Raw genomic sequence first — 15,610 nt, 5'->3', positions numbered from 1 at the left:
GGAGAGAGCCATGCCCGGCACCCCCGACATCACCGTTCCCGACCTCACCGGCACGCGCGCCGTCGTCACCGGCGGCAGCGACGGCATCGGCCTCGGCATCGCCCGGCGCCTCGCCACCGCGGGCGCCGAGGTCGTGCTGCCCGTCCGCAACCCGCGCAAGGGCGAGGCGGCGATCGCCGCGATCCGCGAGCGCGCCCCGGAGGCGACCGTCTCCCTGCGCACCCTCGACCTCTCCTCCCTCGCCTCGGTCGCCGCCCTCGGCGCGACGCTGCGCGAGGAGAACCGGCCCATCCACCACCTGATCAACAACGCCGGGGTGATGACCCCGCCCGACCGGCAGACCACCGCCGACGGGTTCGAGCTCCAGTTCGGCACCAACCACCTCGGCCACGTGGCCCTCGTCGCCCACCTGATGCCGCTGCTGCGCGCCGGACACGCGCGCGTGACCTCGCAGATCAGCGTCGCCGCCCGCCGCGGGACGATCCACTGGGACGACCTCCAGTGGGGCCGCTCCTACGACGGCATGCGCGCGTACTCCCAGTCGAAGATCGCGTTCGGACTCTTCGCCCTCGAGCTCGACCGGCGCAGCCGCGCCGGCGGGTGGGGCATCACCAGCAATGCCTCCCACCCCGGCGTCGCCCCGACCAGCCTGCTCGCCCCGCGCGCCGAACTGGGCCGCGACGAGCCGGCGCGAGGCCGCAGGCTCATCGGCGCCCTGTCCGCCCGCGGCGTCCTGTTCGGCACCGCCGAGAGCGCGGGGCTCCCCGCGCTCTACGCGGCGACCTCCCCGAGCGCGAGCGGCGGGCGCTTCTACGGACCCCGCGGTCTGGGCAACCTGGGCGGCCCGCCCGCGGAGCAGAAGCTCTTCGCCCCGATGCGCAGCACCGAGGACGCCGAGCGCATGTGGACGGTGTCCCAGGAGCTGACCGGGGTGGCCTTCCCACACGAGGGCGCCGGCGACCGGCAGGGCGCCGCCCAGCCGTTCAGCGCCCGGCGGGACTAGGCCGTCGCGCCGGGCGGTGTCCGGGTGTCCGGGACGCGGGGATCGTGGTCACGGCGACTTCCGCCCAGAAGTCGACGAGCACCCGGGCGGCACGCTCCGGGTCCTGGGCCAGCCACCAGTGCCCGAGGCCCTCGAGCTCCGCGACCCGTGCGCCGGCCCGGGCCGCGGCGCGTCGGCGCTGACCCTCGTCGCCCACGACGTGGTCGGCGGTGGCGAGCACCGCGAGGCCGGGGCGCTTGCCCGCATCGGGGAGGTGGGCACCGGCCTCGGCCATCACCGGTTGCACGGCGGCGCGGTAGTACCGCAGCACCGCGCGTCCCATGGCCTCGTCCTGGCCCGCGACGACCCGCCGGGCGACCGGCTCGGGCATCCCGCGGCCGACGAGCAGCGCCACCACCGCGTCGACGTCACGGCCCGGGCCGAATCGTTCGGCCACGTCGGCCTCCCCGACACCGGGCGTCTGCCAGCGCTGCGCGAGCTCGTGCCAAACGTAGTCGGGCTCGAAGGCCCCGAGCGTGTCGCTGACCCAGCTGCGCAGCAGGTCGGGGCGGCTCATGGCGACCCGCAGCGTGTGGCTCCCGCCCAGGTCGTGTCCGACGAGGTCGACGGGCCCGTCCGTTCCCGTGATCGCTTCGAGCTCGCCGACGAGCCAGTCGCGGTAGGCGTCCGGCGTGGCCGGGAAGTCCTCGGGCAGCGGCGCCCCGAAGCCGGGCGGCGCGAGCCGCACGATCCGCTCCCGCACCCCGGTCCGCTCCAGGGCCTCCAGCAGCGGATCCCAGACGACCGGGGTCTCGGGGTTGCCGTGCACCAGCACCACCGTCACGCCGCCACCTCCGCCAGCGGCACGGTCGGCTGGAGGACCGCCTCGACGAGGGCCTCGGTGCGGAAGTGCTCGGCCTGCCTGTACTCCGGGTCGCGGATCATCGCCGCGAAGTGCTCCCGGCTCGGGTAGCGGACGAGCGCGACCATGTCCCAGGCCTGTCCCTCCTCGGCGGCGAGAGGACGCCCGCCCTCACCCAGATACGTGATCTGGACGCCGTGCCGCGCGACCACGCCGCCGATCGCGTCGACGTAGCGCTGGTAGCTCTCGCGCCCGCCGTCGGGGCGGAAGCGCAGCAGGTTGAGCATCACCACGGGGCCCCCGGGGTCCTCGGCGAGCATCGTCGCCACCGCGCCGTCCTGTAGCTCGATCATCACGGGCTCCTCTCGGTTCCCCACCACCCTCACATACTTGCCAATCGACACGCAAGTTTTGAGGCGTCCACCGAAACGGTGAGCGGTCGGCGAGCGCCTGGCGTCAGCGCCGCCCGAGCAGGTGCTCGACGGCGAGCCGCTGGATGCGGGCGAAGCCGTAGCCCTGGGTCCGGGCGCGGTCGATGTCGAAGTCCTCGAAGGCGCTGCGGTCGGCCAGCAGGTCGGTGTAGCTCTCGCCCTCGCCGAGCGTGGGCCGGGCCAGATCGGGGACCCACGCGGCCGCGAGCGCTTCGGTCACCTCGGGGTCGGCACGGAAGGCCCGGGCCTTCTCCCGCAGCGCCAGATAGGTCTCCATGTTGGCCAGCGCCGACTCCCACACCCCCTCGATGCTCTCGGTGCGCAGCGGCTTGTAGTCGAAGTGCCGCGGCCCGTCGTAGCCCGGCCCGCCCCCCGGGGAGCCGTTCTCGAGCAGGTCGACCGTCGAGAACGCCTGGAGCAGGTCGCCGTAGCCGAACACCAGGTCCTGGTCGTAGCGCGGACCCTTCTGGCCGTTGAGGTCGAGGTGGAACAGCTTGCCCGCCCACAACGCCTGCGCGAGGCCGTGGGTGTAGTTCAGCGTCGCCATCTGCTCGTGGCCGGTCTCGGGGTTGATGCCGACCATCTCGTGGTGCTCGAGCTCGTGGATGAACGCCAGCGCGTGCCCCACCGTGGGCAGCAGGATGTCGCCGCGGGGCTCGTTGGGCTTGGGCTCGAGCGCGAACCGCATGCCGTAGTCGTGGTCGATCACGTACTGCGCGAGGGTGTCGATCGCCTCGCGGTAGCGGTCGAGCGCCGCACCGACGTCCTTGCCGAAGTCGACCTCCGAGCCCTCGCGGCCGCCCCAGAACACGTAGGTGTGGGCACCGAGCTCGGCGGCCAGGTCGAGGTTGCGCATGACCTTGCGGAGCGCGTGCCGGCGCACGCTGCGGTCGTTGCTGGTGAAGCCGCCGTCCTTGAAGACCGGGTCGCCGAACAGGTTGGTGGTGGCCATCGGCACCACGAGCCCGGTCTCGTCGAGCGCGGCCCGGAACTCGCGGACGATCCGTGCCCGCTCGTCGGGATCGCTGCCCGGCGGGACCAGGTCGTCGTCGTGGAACGTGATCCCGTAGGCGCCCAGCTCGGCGAGCCGGTGCACCGCCTCCACCGCGGCGAGCACCGGCCGTGTGGCCTCCCCGAACAGGTCGCGGGCCTGCCAGCCCACCGTCCAGAGCCCGAAGCTGAACTTGTCCTCACGGGTGGGCGCGGCCATGGGCACATCCTCGGGTCGGCGTCGACGGCGAGCCTCGTCCTCCTCACCGACGACGTCCATCGGCCGCCCGCCGCGACCTCCCCTCGCCCGGTGTCCGGCGAGTCCGCCGGGGTCCGTCCTCGGCACGCGGATCGTCGCCCCGCGTGCCCCGGTGCGGGGCGCGGATCAGGCGGCGATGCGGGCTCGTCCTCCCTCGTCGATCCGTCGCGCGCCCTCGCCCTACGCGGGCCGGACGAACCCGGCGAGCATGGTGCCGATCAGGAACCGGGCGGTCCCCGTGGTGACGACGGGGTCGGTCGCGGCGAACTCCCGCAGCTCCGCCTCGTCCACTCCCTCGACGACGCCGAGCCCGAACGAGCCGGTCTCGTCGAGCACGGGCCCGAAGACGACCATCCGGCCCGCGTCGATGTAGGGCTGCCAGTGCGCCGCGTGGCGCCCCATGATCTCGCGTTCCTCGTCGCTCATGGTGAGCGCGAAGTCCGGGCGAGCGGCCTGGAGCCTGAGCACGAACGTCGCCATGGGGCAGCTCCGATCCGGGGTGTCGTGCCGGGCGTCGCCCGATCGTGACAGACCTCGTGCGAGGACCGCGGCCTGTTCGCGCCGGGCGGTTCACCGGTGCAGAGCGGCGAGCACAGCGCGCGTGACGGCGCTGGTCCCTTCCTTCGGCGAGCCGTTCGGGAGGATCTCGATCTGCCCGGTGGCGAAGGCGTCGGTGACCGCGTCCCGGATGAGGTGTCCGACGGCGGGCTCGCCGACGTGGTCGGCCAGCATCGCGGCGGCGAGGATCTGGGAGACGGGGTTGGCGAGATCCCGTCCTGCGAGGTGCGGTGCGCTGCCGTGGATGGGCTCGAAGTAGGCGTGGTCGTCGCCGATGTTGCCTCCGGGACACATCCCGAGACCTCCGACCGTCGCCGCCGCGACGTCGGAGAGCACGTCCCCGAGGAAGTTCTCCATGACCAGGACGTCGAAGTGCTCGGGGCGGGCGACGAGGTCGTGGCCGGCGGCGTCGGCATATCGGTGGTCGGCCTCGACGTCGGGGTACTCGCCGGCGACCTCGTCGAAGATCGCTCGGAAGAAGGCGAAGGAGCGCAGCACGTTCGACTTGTCGACGCAGGTCACGCGGTGGACGCCGTCCACGGGGGCACCATCGCGGCGCCGGGCGAGGCCGAACGCGTACCGGACGGCGCGCTCCACCCCGTGACGGGTCATGAGGAGCTGGTCGGCCACGGCGCGCTCGTTACCGACCCCGAGCCCGCGGGCGAGATAGAGGCCCTCGGTGTTCTCACGGACGATGACGTGGTCGATCGTCGGGCTGCCCCGCAGCGCGCTGCGCACCCCGGGCAGCAGACGCATGGGCCGGACGTTGACGTAGGCGTCCAGGCCGCCGCGGAGGACACCGCCGAGGAGCCCGGCCTCCGTGCCGTCGGGCCGGCGGACGCCGGGGAGGCCGACGGGGCCCTTGAGGATGCCGTCACGACCGCGGAGTCGATCGAGGGCTTGCGGGTCGAGGGCCTGCCCGGTGCGCCGGTAGGTGTCGGCACCGGCGTCCTCGATCTCGAATCGGAAGCGGACGCCGCCTCCCGCCGCCGCGGTGAGGACCTCGCAGGCGCTCGCGACGAGCTCCGGGCCGATCCCGTCTCCCGGCACGACGCCGACGGACACGCTGCGCGGAGCGGGCCCGGCCTCCCCGGCGGTCACCGGTCGTGTCCCGGGGCGAGGGAGCCGACGTCGCCCGAGTGCTCCGCCGAGTCGCTGATCCAGCGCCGTCCCGCGGTGAGGATGATGAGCAGCGTCACGAGCGAGGACGCCACGATGTAGGCGGAGAAGGCCAGGGAGGACCCGACGAGCTCGTTCAGCGCGACCGCGATCAGCGGGGCGGTACCGCCCAGCACGGACTGGGAGATGTTGTACGAGAGCCCGCCGGCGCTGACCCGGATGCTCGCCGGGAAGATCTGGCTGACCGCCAGGAGCAGGGGGACGGCGAGTACGCCCTTGCCCGCTCCGAGGACGAAGGCGCCGATGAAGGCCCCGGCGACCCCGGAGCCCACGAGCACGAACGCCGGGACGGTGGTCACGGCGACGACCAGGCTGGCCACGATCGTCGACCGCCGCAGTCCGAGGCGGTCGGCGACCAGCGAGAACGCCAGCACCACCACGACCACCGTCGCCGCGCCGACGGTGTTGGCCGCATAGGCCTGGGTCTCGCTGAGCGCGTCGTTCTGCTTGAGGAACGTGGCGAGATAGGACGTCAGGGTCGCCGACACGATCGACCAGGACCCCAGGAACGCGACGAACAGCAGGATGCGACCGCCCGAGGTCCGCAGGGCCTCGAGCACCGGGGACGACGCCACCGACGTCTTCCGACGCTGCGTCTCCTGCAGTGCTCGGAATTCCGCACCGTCCTGGGTGCGGCGGCGGAGGTAGAGCCCGATCAGGCCCATCGGCAACGACAGCAGGAAGAGCGCTCGCCATCCCCAGGTGGCCCATGCTTCCTCGGGCAGGATCGCGGAGAGCGCCGTGGCCAGGACCGAGCCGGTGAGCAGGCCGAGGAAGGTCACCGCCGTGAGGACCCCGACCGAGCGTGCCTTCCGCCCGCGCGGTCCGTGCTCGTAGACGAACGAGATCGCCGTCGAGTACTCGCCGCCGGTCCCCAGCGACTGGATGAGCCGCATCGCGAGGAGCAGGATCGGCGCCGCCACACCGATGGTGGCGTAGGTCGGGATCAGTCCGATGAGGGCCGTCGCGCCGCAGGTGATCATGATCGTCAACGACAGGGCCCGGGCCCGCCCGACCGAGTCCGCGATGTGCCCGAAGATCACCGTGCCGAGCGGGCGGGTGAGGTAGGAGACGGCGAAGACCGCGTAGGCGCTCAGCAGCGCGAGGGCTTCGTTGCCGGGTGGGAAGAAGTTCTGCGCGATGAGGGTGGCGACGACGCCGTAGACGCCCCAGTCGTACCACTCGGCGAAGTTGCCGGCGGACGCCGCGATGATCGTGCGCCGGCGGTCCCGGCGTCCCGTGCGGCCGTCGTCGTCACCGGTCGTCCCGGCGGCCGGTGATCTCAGCGCTTCCGTGTCCATGGTCTGCTCCCTGGTCGGCGTCGAGCGGGGCGGGGAAGGTCGGGCCGAGGTCACGCGCGAGGCGCCGCAGCTCGTCCACCGTGGTCGAGGAGAGCGGGGCGCCGTGGGCGGCCGCGTCGGCAAGGCGGCGGCGTTCCGGGTCGCCGGGCGCGAGCACCTGGTCGACACCGTCCGCGGGGGTGGACTTCCGGACGTGCTCGGCGATGCCCGTGGCGCGCTTCCGAACCTCGGCGGCGTCACCGAAGACGTCGGTGTCGAGGACGAGATAGGCGTTCCCGACCGTGACGTCGGCGGAGAGGTCGGGGCTGCCGGCCGCAGTGAACCCCGAGTGCCGGATGTCGCGGGTGAGGTGGGCTCCGGTGAGTCCCGACGCCAGCATCTCGACCATGAGGGACAGGGCCGCGCCCTTGTGCCCGCCGCTGGGGAGCGCCCCTCCCGCGAGGGCGGCGTCCGGGTCGCGCGTCGGCCGACCGGCGGCGTCGACCGCCCACCCCTCGGGCAGGTCACGGCCCTCGGTGGCGAAGACCTTGATCCGGCCGCGCGAGCTCATGGACTGCGCCATGTCCAGGACCAGTTCCGGCTCCGCCACGCCGGGGGCGGCGAACGACATCGGGCTGTTGCCGATCCGCGGTTCCCGCCCCCCGAACGGCACGACCGAGGGGGAGGTGCTGCTCATCGCCAGGGCGAGGAACCCCTCGCGTGCGGCCATCCTCGTGAAGTAGCCGGCGGCCCCGAAGTGGGCGACGGCGGTGACGCCGCCGTAGGCCACGCCCGTCTCCCGTGCCTTGGCCATCAGCCGCCGCAGTGTCCGGACCCCGACCGGGACCCCGAAGCCGCGGTCGGCGTCGACCAGGAGCGCCGACGCCGATTCCGACAGCGTCCGCTCCTCCGGTGCGGGGTTCACCTGGCCCGCCCGCAGCTGGGCGGCGTAGGCGGTCAGCCGGGTCAGGCCGTGGGTCGCCACCCCGGTGGCGTCGGCCTCCACGAGGGACCCGGCCAGCAGCTCTGCGTCGTCGGGCCGCATCCCCGTGCCGTCCAGCACGGAGGCGGCGAACCGGCGCAGACCGGTGAGGTCGAACCGGCCGCCGGTGCTCACGAGCGCCTCTTGCAGAACAGGCGGGCGCCGGCGTCGAGCAGTTGGACGTCGGAGTCGGCGAAGTCGGCGTAGTGCACGAGCACTGCTTCCTGCGTGCGCGGCACCACCGACGAGTGCGGGGTGTGCGCGATGACCGCGTGGACGAGCTCCTCGTCGAGGCCTGCCTCGAGCATCCAGTGCGCACCCAGGAACCCGTGCTGGTAGAGGCGGCCGGTCGTCGAGAAGCGGCACCCGCCCTCGGGAGCGGGTTCGAACTCGTGGAGCTTGCAGACGTCGTGAAGCAGGGCGATCGCGAGCGTCGCGTCGCGGTCGACGGTCACCCCGTGGAGCTCCCGAACCGTCTCCGCCATCCCCGCCGCGATCCGGGCGACCGAGCGGGAGTGCACCGCGAGCGTGCGGAAGGCCGGCAGCTCCGGCGACTTCGGGACCACCTCGAGGTCCTCCCACACGCTGGAGGTCCACGCCCGCAGCCAGATGTCGGTCACCGCGTCGCGCAGCTCGTCCCCGGTGATCTCCGCGATCTCGGGCAGCAGGTCCCGGACGGCCTGCGCCGTCGCTCGTGTCGTCGTCGCCGTCAACGCTGACCTCAATCTGTCGACATTTGAGTGCTCTCGTCGGACAGTAGGTCGCCTGGCACGGATACGGCAAGGAATCTGGCGACAGATTCCGGGAGGACGTGATCGCTAGAGTGTGCCGGTGGACAGCGCCGGACCCTCCGACTCGTCGACGCGCGCACTGGACCGCGCCCTGCACCGGTCACCGTCCCTGTCCGGGTACGGCGAGCTCACCCAGCACATGGTGTCGACGCTCGCCCGGGAGATCATCGACGGTGAGCTGGCGAGCGGGCACCAGCTGACCTCGGCGGATCTCGGGCGCCGGTTCGGCACGAGCCGGACCCCGGTCCGGGAGGCGCTCGCCGTCCTGCGCAGCGAGGGTCTCGTCGACATCGAGCCCCGGCGACGACCCCGAGTCGCGGAACTCTCCCTGCCGGAGGTCCGCGATCTCTACGCGGTCCGCGCCAGCCTCTACGGCCTCATCGCCGAGTCGATCACCGAAGGCACCGATCGGGCACGGGTCGAGCGCCTCGCGCGTCCACTCGAGGCGATGGAACGTGCCCGGCGAAGTGGCGACAGTCTGGGCTACTTCGACGCCACAGTGGACTTCCGCGAAGTCGAGGCCGACATCTGCCCGAACCGCAGCGTCGGGCCGCTCATCAACTCACTCGGGCTGCGCATCCACCGTCTGCGCCGCTTCGGGCTGTCCCTCCCGGGTCGCATGGATGAATCCGCGCGCGACTACGCCTACCTGGTCGACGCCTATCGCGCGCACGACACCGACCTCGCACGAGCGGTGACCCGATCGATGATGCGCAAGGCCCTCGAGCAGATCGAGAAGCACTGGGACCGCCTCGCCTCGCCCGGTTAGACGCCGGCGGGGGGCACGCGCCGAGCTGATGGCCACGGGACCGTCGGCCCGCATCGCGGACATCGCGGCGCGGTGGCAGTTCGCGGACTCCCGTCACTTCAGCCGGCCGTTCCGGGCGGCCTGCGGGACCACGCCGGCCGTGTTCCTCCCGAGTCTGTGATGGGGCGCCGCCGACGGCGAGGAGGGTGACGGCACCTCACGGCCCTCACGGCCCGGCGGGCGTGGCCGTGCGTGGCGCGCCGTCGATCGGCGGCCCGGTGCCGTGGGGGCTGTCGGAGCGAGCCCCGATGACGGACGATCCCCTTGCTACGTCGGGCTCACGGCACCGGTCGCCGGGAGCGGGTCCGCGGAGGTGTGCGTGGGCCTGGTCAGCCGCATCCCGTTCGTGGGTCGTGTCGGGTCGTGGCGGGTCGCCACGGCGAGGCTGGACGCGACGGCGGCGGGCCGCGGGGGTCTGCTCCTGATCGACGGGGAGGCCGGCCTCGGGAAGACGACGCTCGCCGACGAGCTCGGGCGGACGGCTTCCGAGCGCGGATTCCGGGTCGCGGTCGGCGGCGCCCGCCACGGCGACGAGGCTCCGTTCGCACCGTTCGTCGAGCTGATCGAGCAGCTGTACCACTCCCTGCCGATCGCCGAGTTCGTCGACGTGCTCGGTCCCGGCGCCGGCGACATCGCGCGGTTCGTGCCCGAGCTCCGGCGGTGGTTCCCCACGACCCCGGCGCCGGTCGCCGTCCCTCCCGGGCACGAACGCCGGCTCGTGTTCTCGGCCGTCACCGAGGCGTTGCGCCGGCTCGGTACCGTCGCGCCGGCCCTCCTGGTGCTCGAGGACCTGCACTGGGCCGACACCGCGACCCTCCTGCTCATCAGCCACCTCGCACCTCGGCTGGCCGGGACACCGACGCTGGTCGTCGCGACGTTCCGTCCGGAGGACGACGGCATGCCCACCCCGCTCGAGGAAGCCGTCGAGCAGTGGCGGCGGCACGGGCTCTCCGAGCACATCGCGCTCCGGGCTCTCGACCGCTCCGAGGTCGGCGAGATGCTCGCCGCGCTCGGCGGGCGTCCGCCGCCGGAGCGCGTCGTCGCGCGGTGCCACGAGCTGACCGGCGGCAATCCCTTCTTCGTCGCGGAGGTCTTCCGTCACCTGTCCGCCCGGGACGCCACCGGCGACTCGCAGGGGGTGTGGCTCGAGCTCGGCGCCGACGCGGACCTCCCCGTCCCACCCGCGGTGCGTCGGATCACCGCGATGCGGGTGCGGGACCTGAGCCCCGTGGCCCAGGAGGTCCTCGACACGGTGGCCGTGGCCGGGCACGCCTCGATGGAGATCCTCTCCGAGGCGCTGGCCACGACGCCGGACGTCCTCGTCCGGGCCGTCGACGAGGCGAGCCGCGCCGACCTGCTCGTCGCCACGGCGGGCCCCGGTGTGACCGAGCACCACTTCGGGCACGAGCTCATGCGCCTCGCCGTCCTCGCGGGAATGACACCCCTGCGCCGACAGCGCCTGCACGCGTCGGTCGCCGCAGCCATCGAGTCCACCGATGGCGACCGACTCGGGGTCCGCGCCGCCGAGCTGGTGCACCACCTCTGTCGCGCCGGCAACGACGCCGACCCAGGACGGCTGCTGACCCACCTCGATGCCGCGGCAGCACACGCCGAGCGCGCCGCGGCGTTCGAGGACGCCCTCGCGCACCTGGAGATCGCGCTGGGGCTCGTCGGCCCACGACGGGACGCGGCGTGGATCCAGCTCCTCGAGCGCCGAGCTCGCGTGTTGTGCGGGCTGGGCCGGTGGGACGAGGCCCAAGATGCGTGGCACCAGGCGATCCACGTCCTCGGTGCGGCCGAGGAGCGGGCCGCGATCGGCACACTCTGCACGGAGGCGGCGGGAAACCTCTTCTGGTCGGGCAGGTACGACGAGTGCCAGACGGCCGTGCGGACGGGACTCGCGGCCCTCGCCGGCCAGGAGGGCGCCGACCGCGTCCGCCTGCTCGCCCTCGGCGGGAAGTGCGCGACCTTTGCCGGCGACCACGACACCGGTGAGCGGCTCACTGCCGAGGCGCTCGTCGTCGCCCAGGAGATCGGGGGCGACGCCGCCCGGGCCGCGGCGTCCTTCGCGCGCACCGTGCACCTCTGGTCGGTGGTGGAACCGGCGGACGCGGTCCGCCACGGACGGCGGGCGGCCGTCGCCGCCCGCGCCTCCGGTGCGCTGTGGGAGCTCGCCGACGGTCTGGGCTTCGTCCAGTTCGCGCACGTCCTGGCGGGCGAACTCGACGCCGTCGCCGCCATCGACACCGAGCTCGGCGCACTCGTCGAGCGACTGGGGCACTACGGCGGTGCGTTCATGCGGGGCCGTGCCGCCGTGCTGAGTCAGATCACCCGCGGCGACGTCGACGCCATCGATGCGGCCGCCCGGGCCGACCTCGAGCGGTGTCACGCACTCGGACTGCCGTGGACCGCGGACTCCCGGGCCTGGCTCGGCCTGGCGGCGTTCTGGAGGGGCGACTGGTCGCGGGCCGACGAGCACTACCGACAGGGAATGTCCGAGGACCCGGCCGGCATCCTGGCCGGCGCGTGCTGGGCGATGACCTTCCTGCTGCGCGCCCACCAGCACGACGACCGTGGATGCCGGCGGCTGCTGCGAGACGCGGCGGACCGCTTCCCGATCTCCGGCAGGCCGGCGAGCCTCGGGAGCTGGACGAGTCTGCTCGCGACCGTCGAGGGCCTGGTCATCCGCGGCCACCACGAACACGCCGCCCGCCACTACCCCGCGGTCCTGCGCACCCTCGCGGCCGGGAACGTGCTGCGCGGCTACGACAATCGCCTGGTGGAGACGGTGGCCGCCCTCGCCGCGCACGCTGCCGGAGACGCGGCGCGCGCGGACGAGCACTTCCGCCGGGCCCACCGGCAGGCCGCCACGATCCGGCACCGGATCGAGCGGCCCGAGACGTGCCGGCTGCACGCCTGGGTGCTCCTCGAGCGCGGCGATCCCGCGGATCGCGCCGTCGCCGCCGAGCTCCTCGAGGACGCCGTCGCGGCCTACCACACGCTCGGCATGGGCCGTCACGAGGAGCTGGCCCGGGACCTCCTGCTGCGGGCGACCTCCTCCCCCGGGATCGCGGGTGGTCTCACCGCCCGCGAGCGCGACGTCCTCGTCGAAGTGGCGGCGGGACGGACCAGCAAGGAGATCGCCCGAGAATTGTCGATCTCGATCGCCACCGTCAACCGGCACACCGCGAACGTCTACGCGAAGATCGATGTCCGGAACCGCACCGAGGCGACGCGATGGGCCCTGCACCACGGGCTGCTGCGCACCGGGGCGGAGCCGCCCGCAGGGTCCAGGTCACATCCGGCCCGGCCCCGGCCCCGGCCTACACAGTCTTGACGATGGCTGCGGGCGCGAGGCCGTTCCTAGCCTCGCGGCATGCCAACGAACACAGAGATCGTCGTCGCCGGGTACCAGGCCTTCGCCGAGCAGGACATGCCCACGCTTCTCGGCCTGTTCGACCCGGACATCGAGTGGTACATCCCCGACGAGCTCCCCGAGGGCGGTACCTACCGCGGCCCGGACGGGGTGCTGCAGTTCTTCGGGACGTTGCAGGAGACGTACACCGAGTTCCGGGTCGAACCCGAGCAGTTCTCCGCCGACGAGAACGACCGGGTCCTCGTGGAAGGGCACCACCGAGGCCGGCTCGGCGACCAGACCTTCGACGTCGCCTTCATCCAGCTCTGGACCCTGCGCAACGGCCTCGCCGTCGCCTTCCGTGAATTCTGCGACTCCGGCAAACTGCTCGTCCTGTTCCAGCACCAGTCCGCCGTTCACCACTAGTCCGGACCGACGCGCACCGCGGCGTCGACGAGGGCCACCGTCGACGACCCGGTGTCCTCGACGCTGGCGTCCCGTGAGCGGACCGGCCACCCTTCGCGTCTGTGACGACACCGCCGGCACCGTGCGTGCCGAACCCGTCCGGGTTGAGCGCGCTGCGTGACGCCGCCGGGTTCTACTCGCAGTTGTCCGGTGTGCTGGCGGGGTTCGCGTTCGCGGGGCTCGTCGCCCTGATCGCGGCGCGGATCGGCGCCCGGAGCTCGTACGGCGATCTCGCCGTCGCGTACCGACCCACGGTCAGCGCCTTCGTCTGCCTCGTCGCCGCGAGCATGAGCTTCGCGCTCGCCGCCGGAGACCCCACCAGCCTCGGGCGCGCGTCCTCGCTGGAGACGGCGGCCGGGCTGGGGTTCGCCGCGGCCGTGCTCACGCTGCTGTACTCGTTGCTCGTCCTGCTCCACGCCGTCGAGCGCGACGTCCCCGACGAGACCGGTCAGACCCGCAGCGCCTTCTCGTTGCTGCAACGGGCCTTCGTCGTCCTGGTCTGCCCGCTGACGGTGCTGGTGTTCTCGGCCGGCATGCACGACCACATCCGGCTGCGCACGGGCACCACGACCGGGTTGCAGGGCCTCGACGTGGCCAGCCTCGCCGCCGTCGGTGCGGTCCTCGTGGTCGGGCTCCTGGCCCGCCGGTTCGCGACGCGTATGCGCGAGCGTCGCCCGTCGGCCCCGGACCGGCTGCCCGCGCTGTCGATGGGCATGGCCCTGGTCGCGGTCGGTGTCTCGACGGTCGTCGTGATCGCCGCCGACCCGTGCCGCCCGAGCCCGGACCTCCTGCCCGCGACGGAGCTCGCCCTGGTGGCGATCTTCGCGGCCGCCGCGGCCGTGACCGCCGCACGGCTGGACTGATCTCCGGCACCGGATCTCTCGCGCTCGGGCCGGCCGGGGCGAATGCTTCCTCCTCGGTCGAGCCGCGGCTCACGAACGTGTACCTGCTGCTCAGCATCCCGTTCGTCGTCGCCTTCCAGCTCCGCGCCGCCCGACGCGTCACCGTCCGCCAGCTGGTGATCTGCGTGGTGGTCGTCTGCGCCCTCGGCGTCGTGCTCGACCTCCTGAACCTGTCGACCCGCGGCGGACCCGGTCCGACGCCGGCGGGGAGCGGCCTGCTGTCGGGCGCCTACGGGTTCCTGCTCTGCCTGCCCGCGGTGTTCGTCGTCGAGGAGGTCGTCTTCCGCGGCGTCCTCGACAGCTACTAGCACCGCACGGACCGCGGGACGGGGTGGCTCTCGGCGATCTACGTCTCCGCCCTCTGGGGCCTGTGGCACCTGCCGATCGTGCTCGCGGCCGGCGCGGCGACCCCGATCGTCGGCGTCGTGATCGGCCTGCTGGTCGTGCAGATCGCGCTCGGCGTCCCGCTCTCGCTGGGGTGGCGTCGGAGTGGCTCCCTGCTCGTCCCCCGGCACGGCGCACGCCCTCAGCGACGCCATCCGCAACGGCCTCGTCGGGATTCCCTGACGGCCCCGGCCGGCCTGGGGGGCCGGCGCCCGACCTCTTCAGGAACGCTTCAGCATCCCGAGGTGCCGATCCGTGGCGTGCGGGGCACTCTCGCATCACGCGGCCTGTCGGGCGCGGACCCGCTGCCGGCCCCGATCTGGAGCTCACGACCGTGTCCCCCGCCGTTCGCGCTCGACGCACGTCGACGACGTCGCGTCCCGGCCCGGCGGACGGCCTGCCCACGACGTCCGTGGTCGCCGCGCCGTGGTCCGGACGCCTGCGGAGCAGGGCGCGCTCGGTCTCCACCTGGGCGACCGGCGGGGCCGGTGACGCGGGGAACCACGGCATCGAGGTCCTCGGCCGGGCCGGTCTCGTGGCCTACGGGGTCCTGCACCTCCTGCTCGCCGGGCTCGCCGTCGTCCTGATGACGGGGAGCAGCACGGTCCACGCCGACCAGGAAGGAGCCATCGCCGTCATCGCGGGCATCGGGCCCGTCGGCGCGGTGCTGCTCGGCCTGTCCGTCCTGGCCCTCGTCGCCTTCGGCGTCTGGCAGGCCCGGGCCGCCCTGATCGGCTTCGGCTGGACCACCGGCGGCGAGCGGACGCGCAAGCGGCTCGGCGCTGCCGGGAAGGCCGTCGCCATGTTCTCGATCGCCTCGCTGGCGTTGCCACCCGCGATCGGGCCCCTGCGCGGACCGCCCCCCGGCGGACCGCCCCCTCCCTCGGCGCCGCACGCGGTGAACGACCTGGTCGCGTCGGTCCTCGCGCTGCCCGCCGGCCGCGCCGCCGTGGCCGCGGCCGCCGTGGTCGCGCTCGCGATGGCGGTCGCGATGTGCTGGACCGGGCTGCGCACCACCTACCTCGGCGACCTGCGGGCCGAGCGGCTCACCCCGCGGCTGCGCCGTGCCGCGGTCATCGCCGGCAGCTACGGCAACCTCGCTCGGGCGGCCCTCACCGGCTGCGTCGGTGTGCTGTTCGCCGCGGCCGCCGTCACCGGCGACGCCCGGCGGTCCGGCGGGTTCACCCACGCCATGCGCGCCATCGAGGACGGCCCGGCCGGACTGATCGGCCTGGTCGTCGTCAGCGCGGGACTCGCCGCCTACGGCCTCTACTGCTTCATCGACGCCTACGCGCGGCGCGCCTGACCGCACCCTCCCCCGGGCCGGCCGAGTCGGTCGCCTACGGGGTGGCAGCGCAGCCCGAGCGCTCGGCGCGCACCCG

Annotated in this window: 16 protein-coding genes; 8 read left to right on the top strand and 8 right to left on the bottom strand. The window is 73.5% G+C overall.

The window, feature by feature from the left end; all coding sequences use genetic code 11:
- The first annotated feature begins 10 nt into the window (after nucleotides 1-10).
- Nucleotides 11-1,003 carry an SDR family oxidoreductase gene (locus ACR9E3_RS09470; RefSeq protein WP_460379981.1) on the top strand — a complete coding sequence of 331 codons (993 nt, stop codon included), beginning with the start codon at nucleotides 11-13 and terminating at the stop codon, nucleotides 1,001-1,003.
- Here the strand turns inward: ACR9E3_RS09470 and ACR9E3_RS09465 are convergent.
- From ACR9E3_RS09465 to ACR9E3_RS09430, 8 genes are all read right to left on the bottom strand, one after another.
- Nucleotides 984-1,826, bottom strand: coding sequence for an alpha/beta fold hydrolase (locus tag ACR9E3_RS09465; RefSeq protein WP_460379980.1), 843 nt, complete (start codon nucleotides 1,824-1,826; stop codon nucleotides 984-986). The two genes, ACR9E3_RS09470 and ACR9E3_RS09465, sit on opposite strands and share 20 nt — an antisense overlap.
- Nucleotides 1,823-2,197, bottom strand: coding sequence for a DUF1330 domain-containing protein (locus ACR9E3_RS09460; RefSeq protein ID WP_460379979.1), 375 nt, complete (start codon nucleotides 2,195-2,197; stop codon nucleotides 1,823-1,825). Before ACR9E3_RS09460 ends, ACR9E3_RS09465 begins: the two co-directional genes overlap by 4 nt.
- Nucleotides 2,198-2,300: 103 nt before the next feature.
- Entirely contained in the window at nucleotides 2,301-3,485 is a 1,185-nt protein-coding gene (gene xylA, locus ACR9E3_RS09455) for a xylose isomerase (RefSeq protein WP_460379978.1), read from the bottom strand.
- A 219-nt stretch (nucleotides 3,486-3,704) separates the two neighbouring features.
- Nucleotides 3,705-4,004, bottom strand: coding sequence for a YciI family protein (locus ACR9E3_RS09450; protein ID WP_460379977.1), 300 nt, complete (start codon nucleotides 4,002-4,004; stop codon nucleotides 3,705-3,707).
- A 90-nt stretch (nucleotides 4,005-4,094) separates the two neighbouring features.
- Nucleotides 4,095-5,183: an isocitrate/isopropylmalate dehydrogenase family protein gene (locus tag ACR9E3_RS09445; protein WP_460379976.1), complete on the bottom strand. Its 1,089-nt coding sequence runs from the start codon at nucleotides 5,181-5,183 to the stop codon at nucleotides 4,095-4,097.
- A complete protein-coding gene (locus ACR9E3_RS09440) occupies nucleotides 5,180-6,562 on the bottom strand; it encodes an MFS transporter (protein WP_460379975.1) in 1,383 nt (460 codons plus the stop codon). Before ACR9E3_RS09440 ends, ACR9E3_RS09445 begins: the two co-directional genes overlap by 4 nt.
- The gene (locus ACR9E3_RS09435) at nucleotides 6,516-7,658 is read right to left on the bottom strand and encodes an Ldh family oxidoreductase (protein WP_460379974.1); all 1,143 of its coding nucleotides are present in this window, start codon (nucleotides 7,656-7,658) and stop codon (nucleotides 6,516-6,518) included. Before ACR9E3_RS09435 ends, ACR9E3_RS09440 begins: the two co-directional genes overlap by 47 nt.
- The gene (locus ACR9E3_RS09430) at nucleotides 7,655-8,236 is read right to left on the bottom strand and encodes an HD domain-containing protein (RefSeq protein ID WP_460379973.1); all 582 of its coding nucleotides are present in this window, start codon (nucleotides 8,234-8,236) and stop codon (nucleotides 7,655-7,657) included. The genes ACR9E3_RS09435 and ACR9E3_RS09430 overlap by 4 nt, the downstream gene beginning before the upstream one ends.
- 118 nt (nucleotides 8,237-8,354) lie before the next feature.
- Here ACR9E3_RS09430 and ACR9E3_RS09425 point away from each other — a divergent pair, with 118 nt between their 5' ends.
- The 7 genes from ACR9E3_RS09425 to ACR9E3_RS09395 all read left to right on the top strand — a co-directional run bounded on the left by ACR9E3_RS09425 (nucleotide 8,355) and on the right by ACR9E3_RS09395 (nucleotide 15,534).
- Entirely contained in the window at nucleotides 8,355-9,083 is a 729-nt protein-coding gene (locus ACR9E3_RS09425) for a GntR family transcriptional regulator (RefSeq protein ID WP_460379972.1), read from the top strand.
- 28 nt (nucleotides 9,084-9,111) lie between these two features.
- Nucleotides 9,112-9,243 (top strand): AraC family transcriptional regulator, encoded by a 132-nt coding sequence (locus tag ACR9E3_RS09420; protein WP_460379971.1) that lies wholly within the window; start codon nucleotides 9,112-9,114, stop codon nucleotides 9,241-9,243.
- A 198-nt stretch (nucleotides 9,244-9,441) separates the two neighbouring features.
- Nucleotides 9,442-12,459, top strand: a complete 3,018-nt coding sequence (locus ACR9E3_RS09415; protein WP_460379970.1) for a helix-turn-helix transcriptional regulator — start codon at nucleotides 9,442-9,444, stop codon at nucleotides 12,457-12,459.
- Between the two features lie 39 nt (nucleotides 12,460-12,498).
- Nucleotides 12,499-12,903, top strand: a complete 405-nt coding sequence (locus ACR9E3_RS09410; RefSeq protein WP_460379969.1) for a nuclear transport factor 2 family protein — start codon at nucleotides 12,499-12,501, stop codon at nucleotides 12,901-12,903.
- A gap of 101 nt (nucleotides 12,904-13,004) precedes the next feature.
- Complete coding sequence (locus tag ACR9E3_RS09405; protein ID WP_460379968.1) at nucleotides 13,005-13,805, top strand: hypothetical protein; 801 nt, start codon at nucleotides 13,005-13,007, stop codon at nucleotides 13,803-13,805.
- Nucleotides 13,806-13,882: 77 nt separating this feature from the next.
- On the top strand, nucleotides 13,883-14,152 hold the full coding sequence (locus tag ACR9E3_RS09400) for a hypothetical protein (RefSeq protein WP_460379967.1): 270 nt from the start codon (nucleotides 13,883-13,885) through the stop codon (nucleotides 14,150-14,152).
- Between the two features lie 410 nt (nucleotides 14,153-14,562).
- Nucleotides 14,563-15,534: a DUF1206 domain-containing protein gene (locus tag ACR9E3_RS09395; RefSeq protein ID WP_460379966.1), complete on the top strand. Its 972-nt coding sequence runs from the start codon at nucleotides 14,563-14,565 to the stop codon at nucleotides 15,532-15,534.
- The last annotated feature ends 76 nt before the right edge of the window (nucleotides 15,535-15,610 follow it).

The sequence above is a fragment of the Actinomycetospora sp. C-140 genome, assembly GCF_054796175.1.
The sequence above is the reverse complement of the archived record's forward strand: the minus strand, read 5'-3'. Positions and strand labels throughout refer to the sequence as shown.

Coding starts and splice junctions, on each gene's coding strand:
- ACR9E3_RS09470 (WP_460379981.1), top strand. CDS start 11: ATGCCCGGCACCCCCGACATCACCGTTCCCGACCTCACCGGCACGCGC.
- ACR9E3_RS09460 (WP_460379979.1), bottom strand. CDS start 2,197: ATGATCGAGCTACAGGACGGCGCGGTGGCGACGATGCTCGCCGAGGAC.
- xylA (WP_460379978.1), bottom strand. CDS start 3,485: ATGGCCGCGCCCACCCGTGAGGACAAGTTCAGCTTCGGGCTCTGGACG.
- ACR9E3_RS09450 (WP_460379977.1), bottom strand. CDS start 4,004: ATGGCGACGTTCGTGCTCAGGCTCCAGGCCGCTCGCCCGGACTTCGCG.
- ACR9E3_RS09440 (WP_460379975.1), bottom strand. CDS start 6,562: ATGGACACGGAAGCGCTGAGATCACCGGCCGCCGGGACGACCGGTGAC.
- ACR9E3_RS09420 (WP_460379971.1), top strand. CDS start 9,112: ATGGCCACGGGACCGTCGGCCCGCATCGCGGACATCGCGGCGCGGTGG.
- ACR9E3_RS09410 (WP_460379969.1), top strand. CDS start 12,499: ATGCCAACGAACACAGAGATCGTCGTCGCCGGGTACCAGGCCTTCGCC.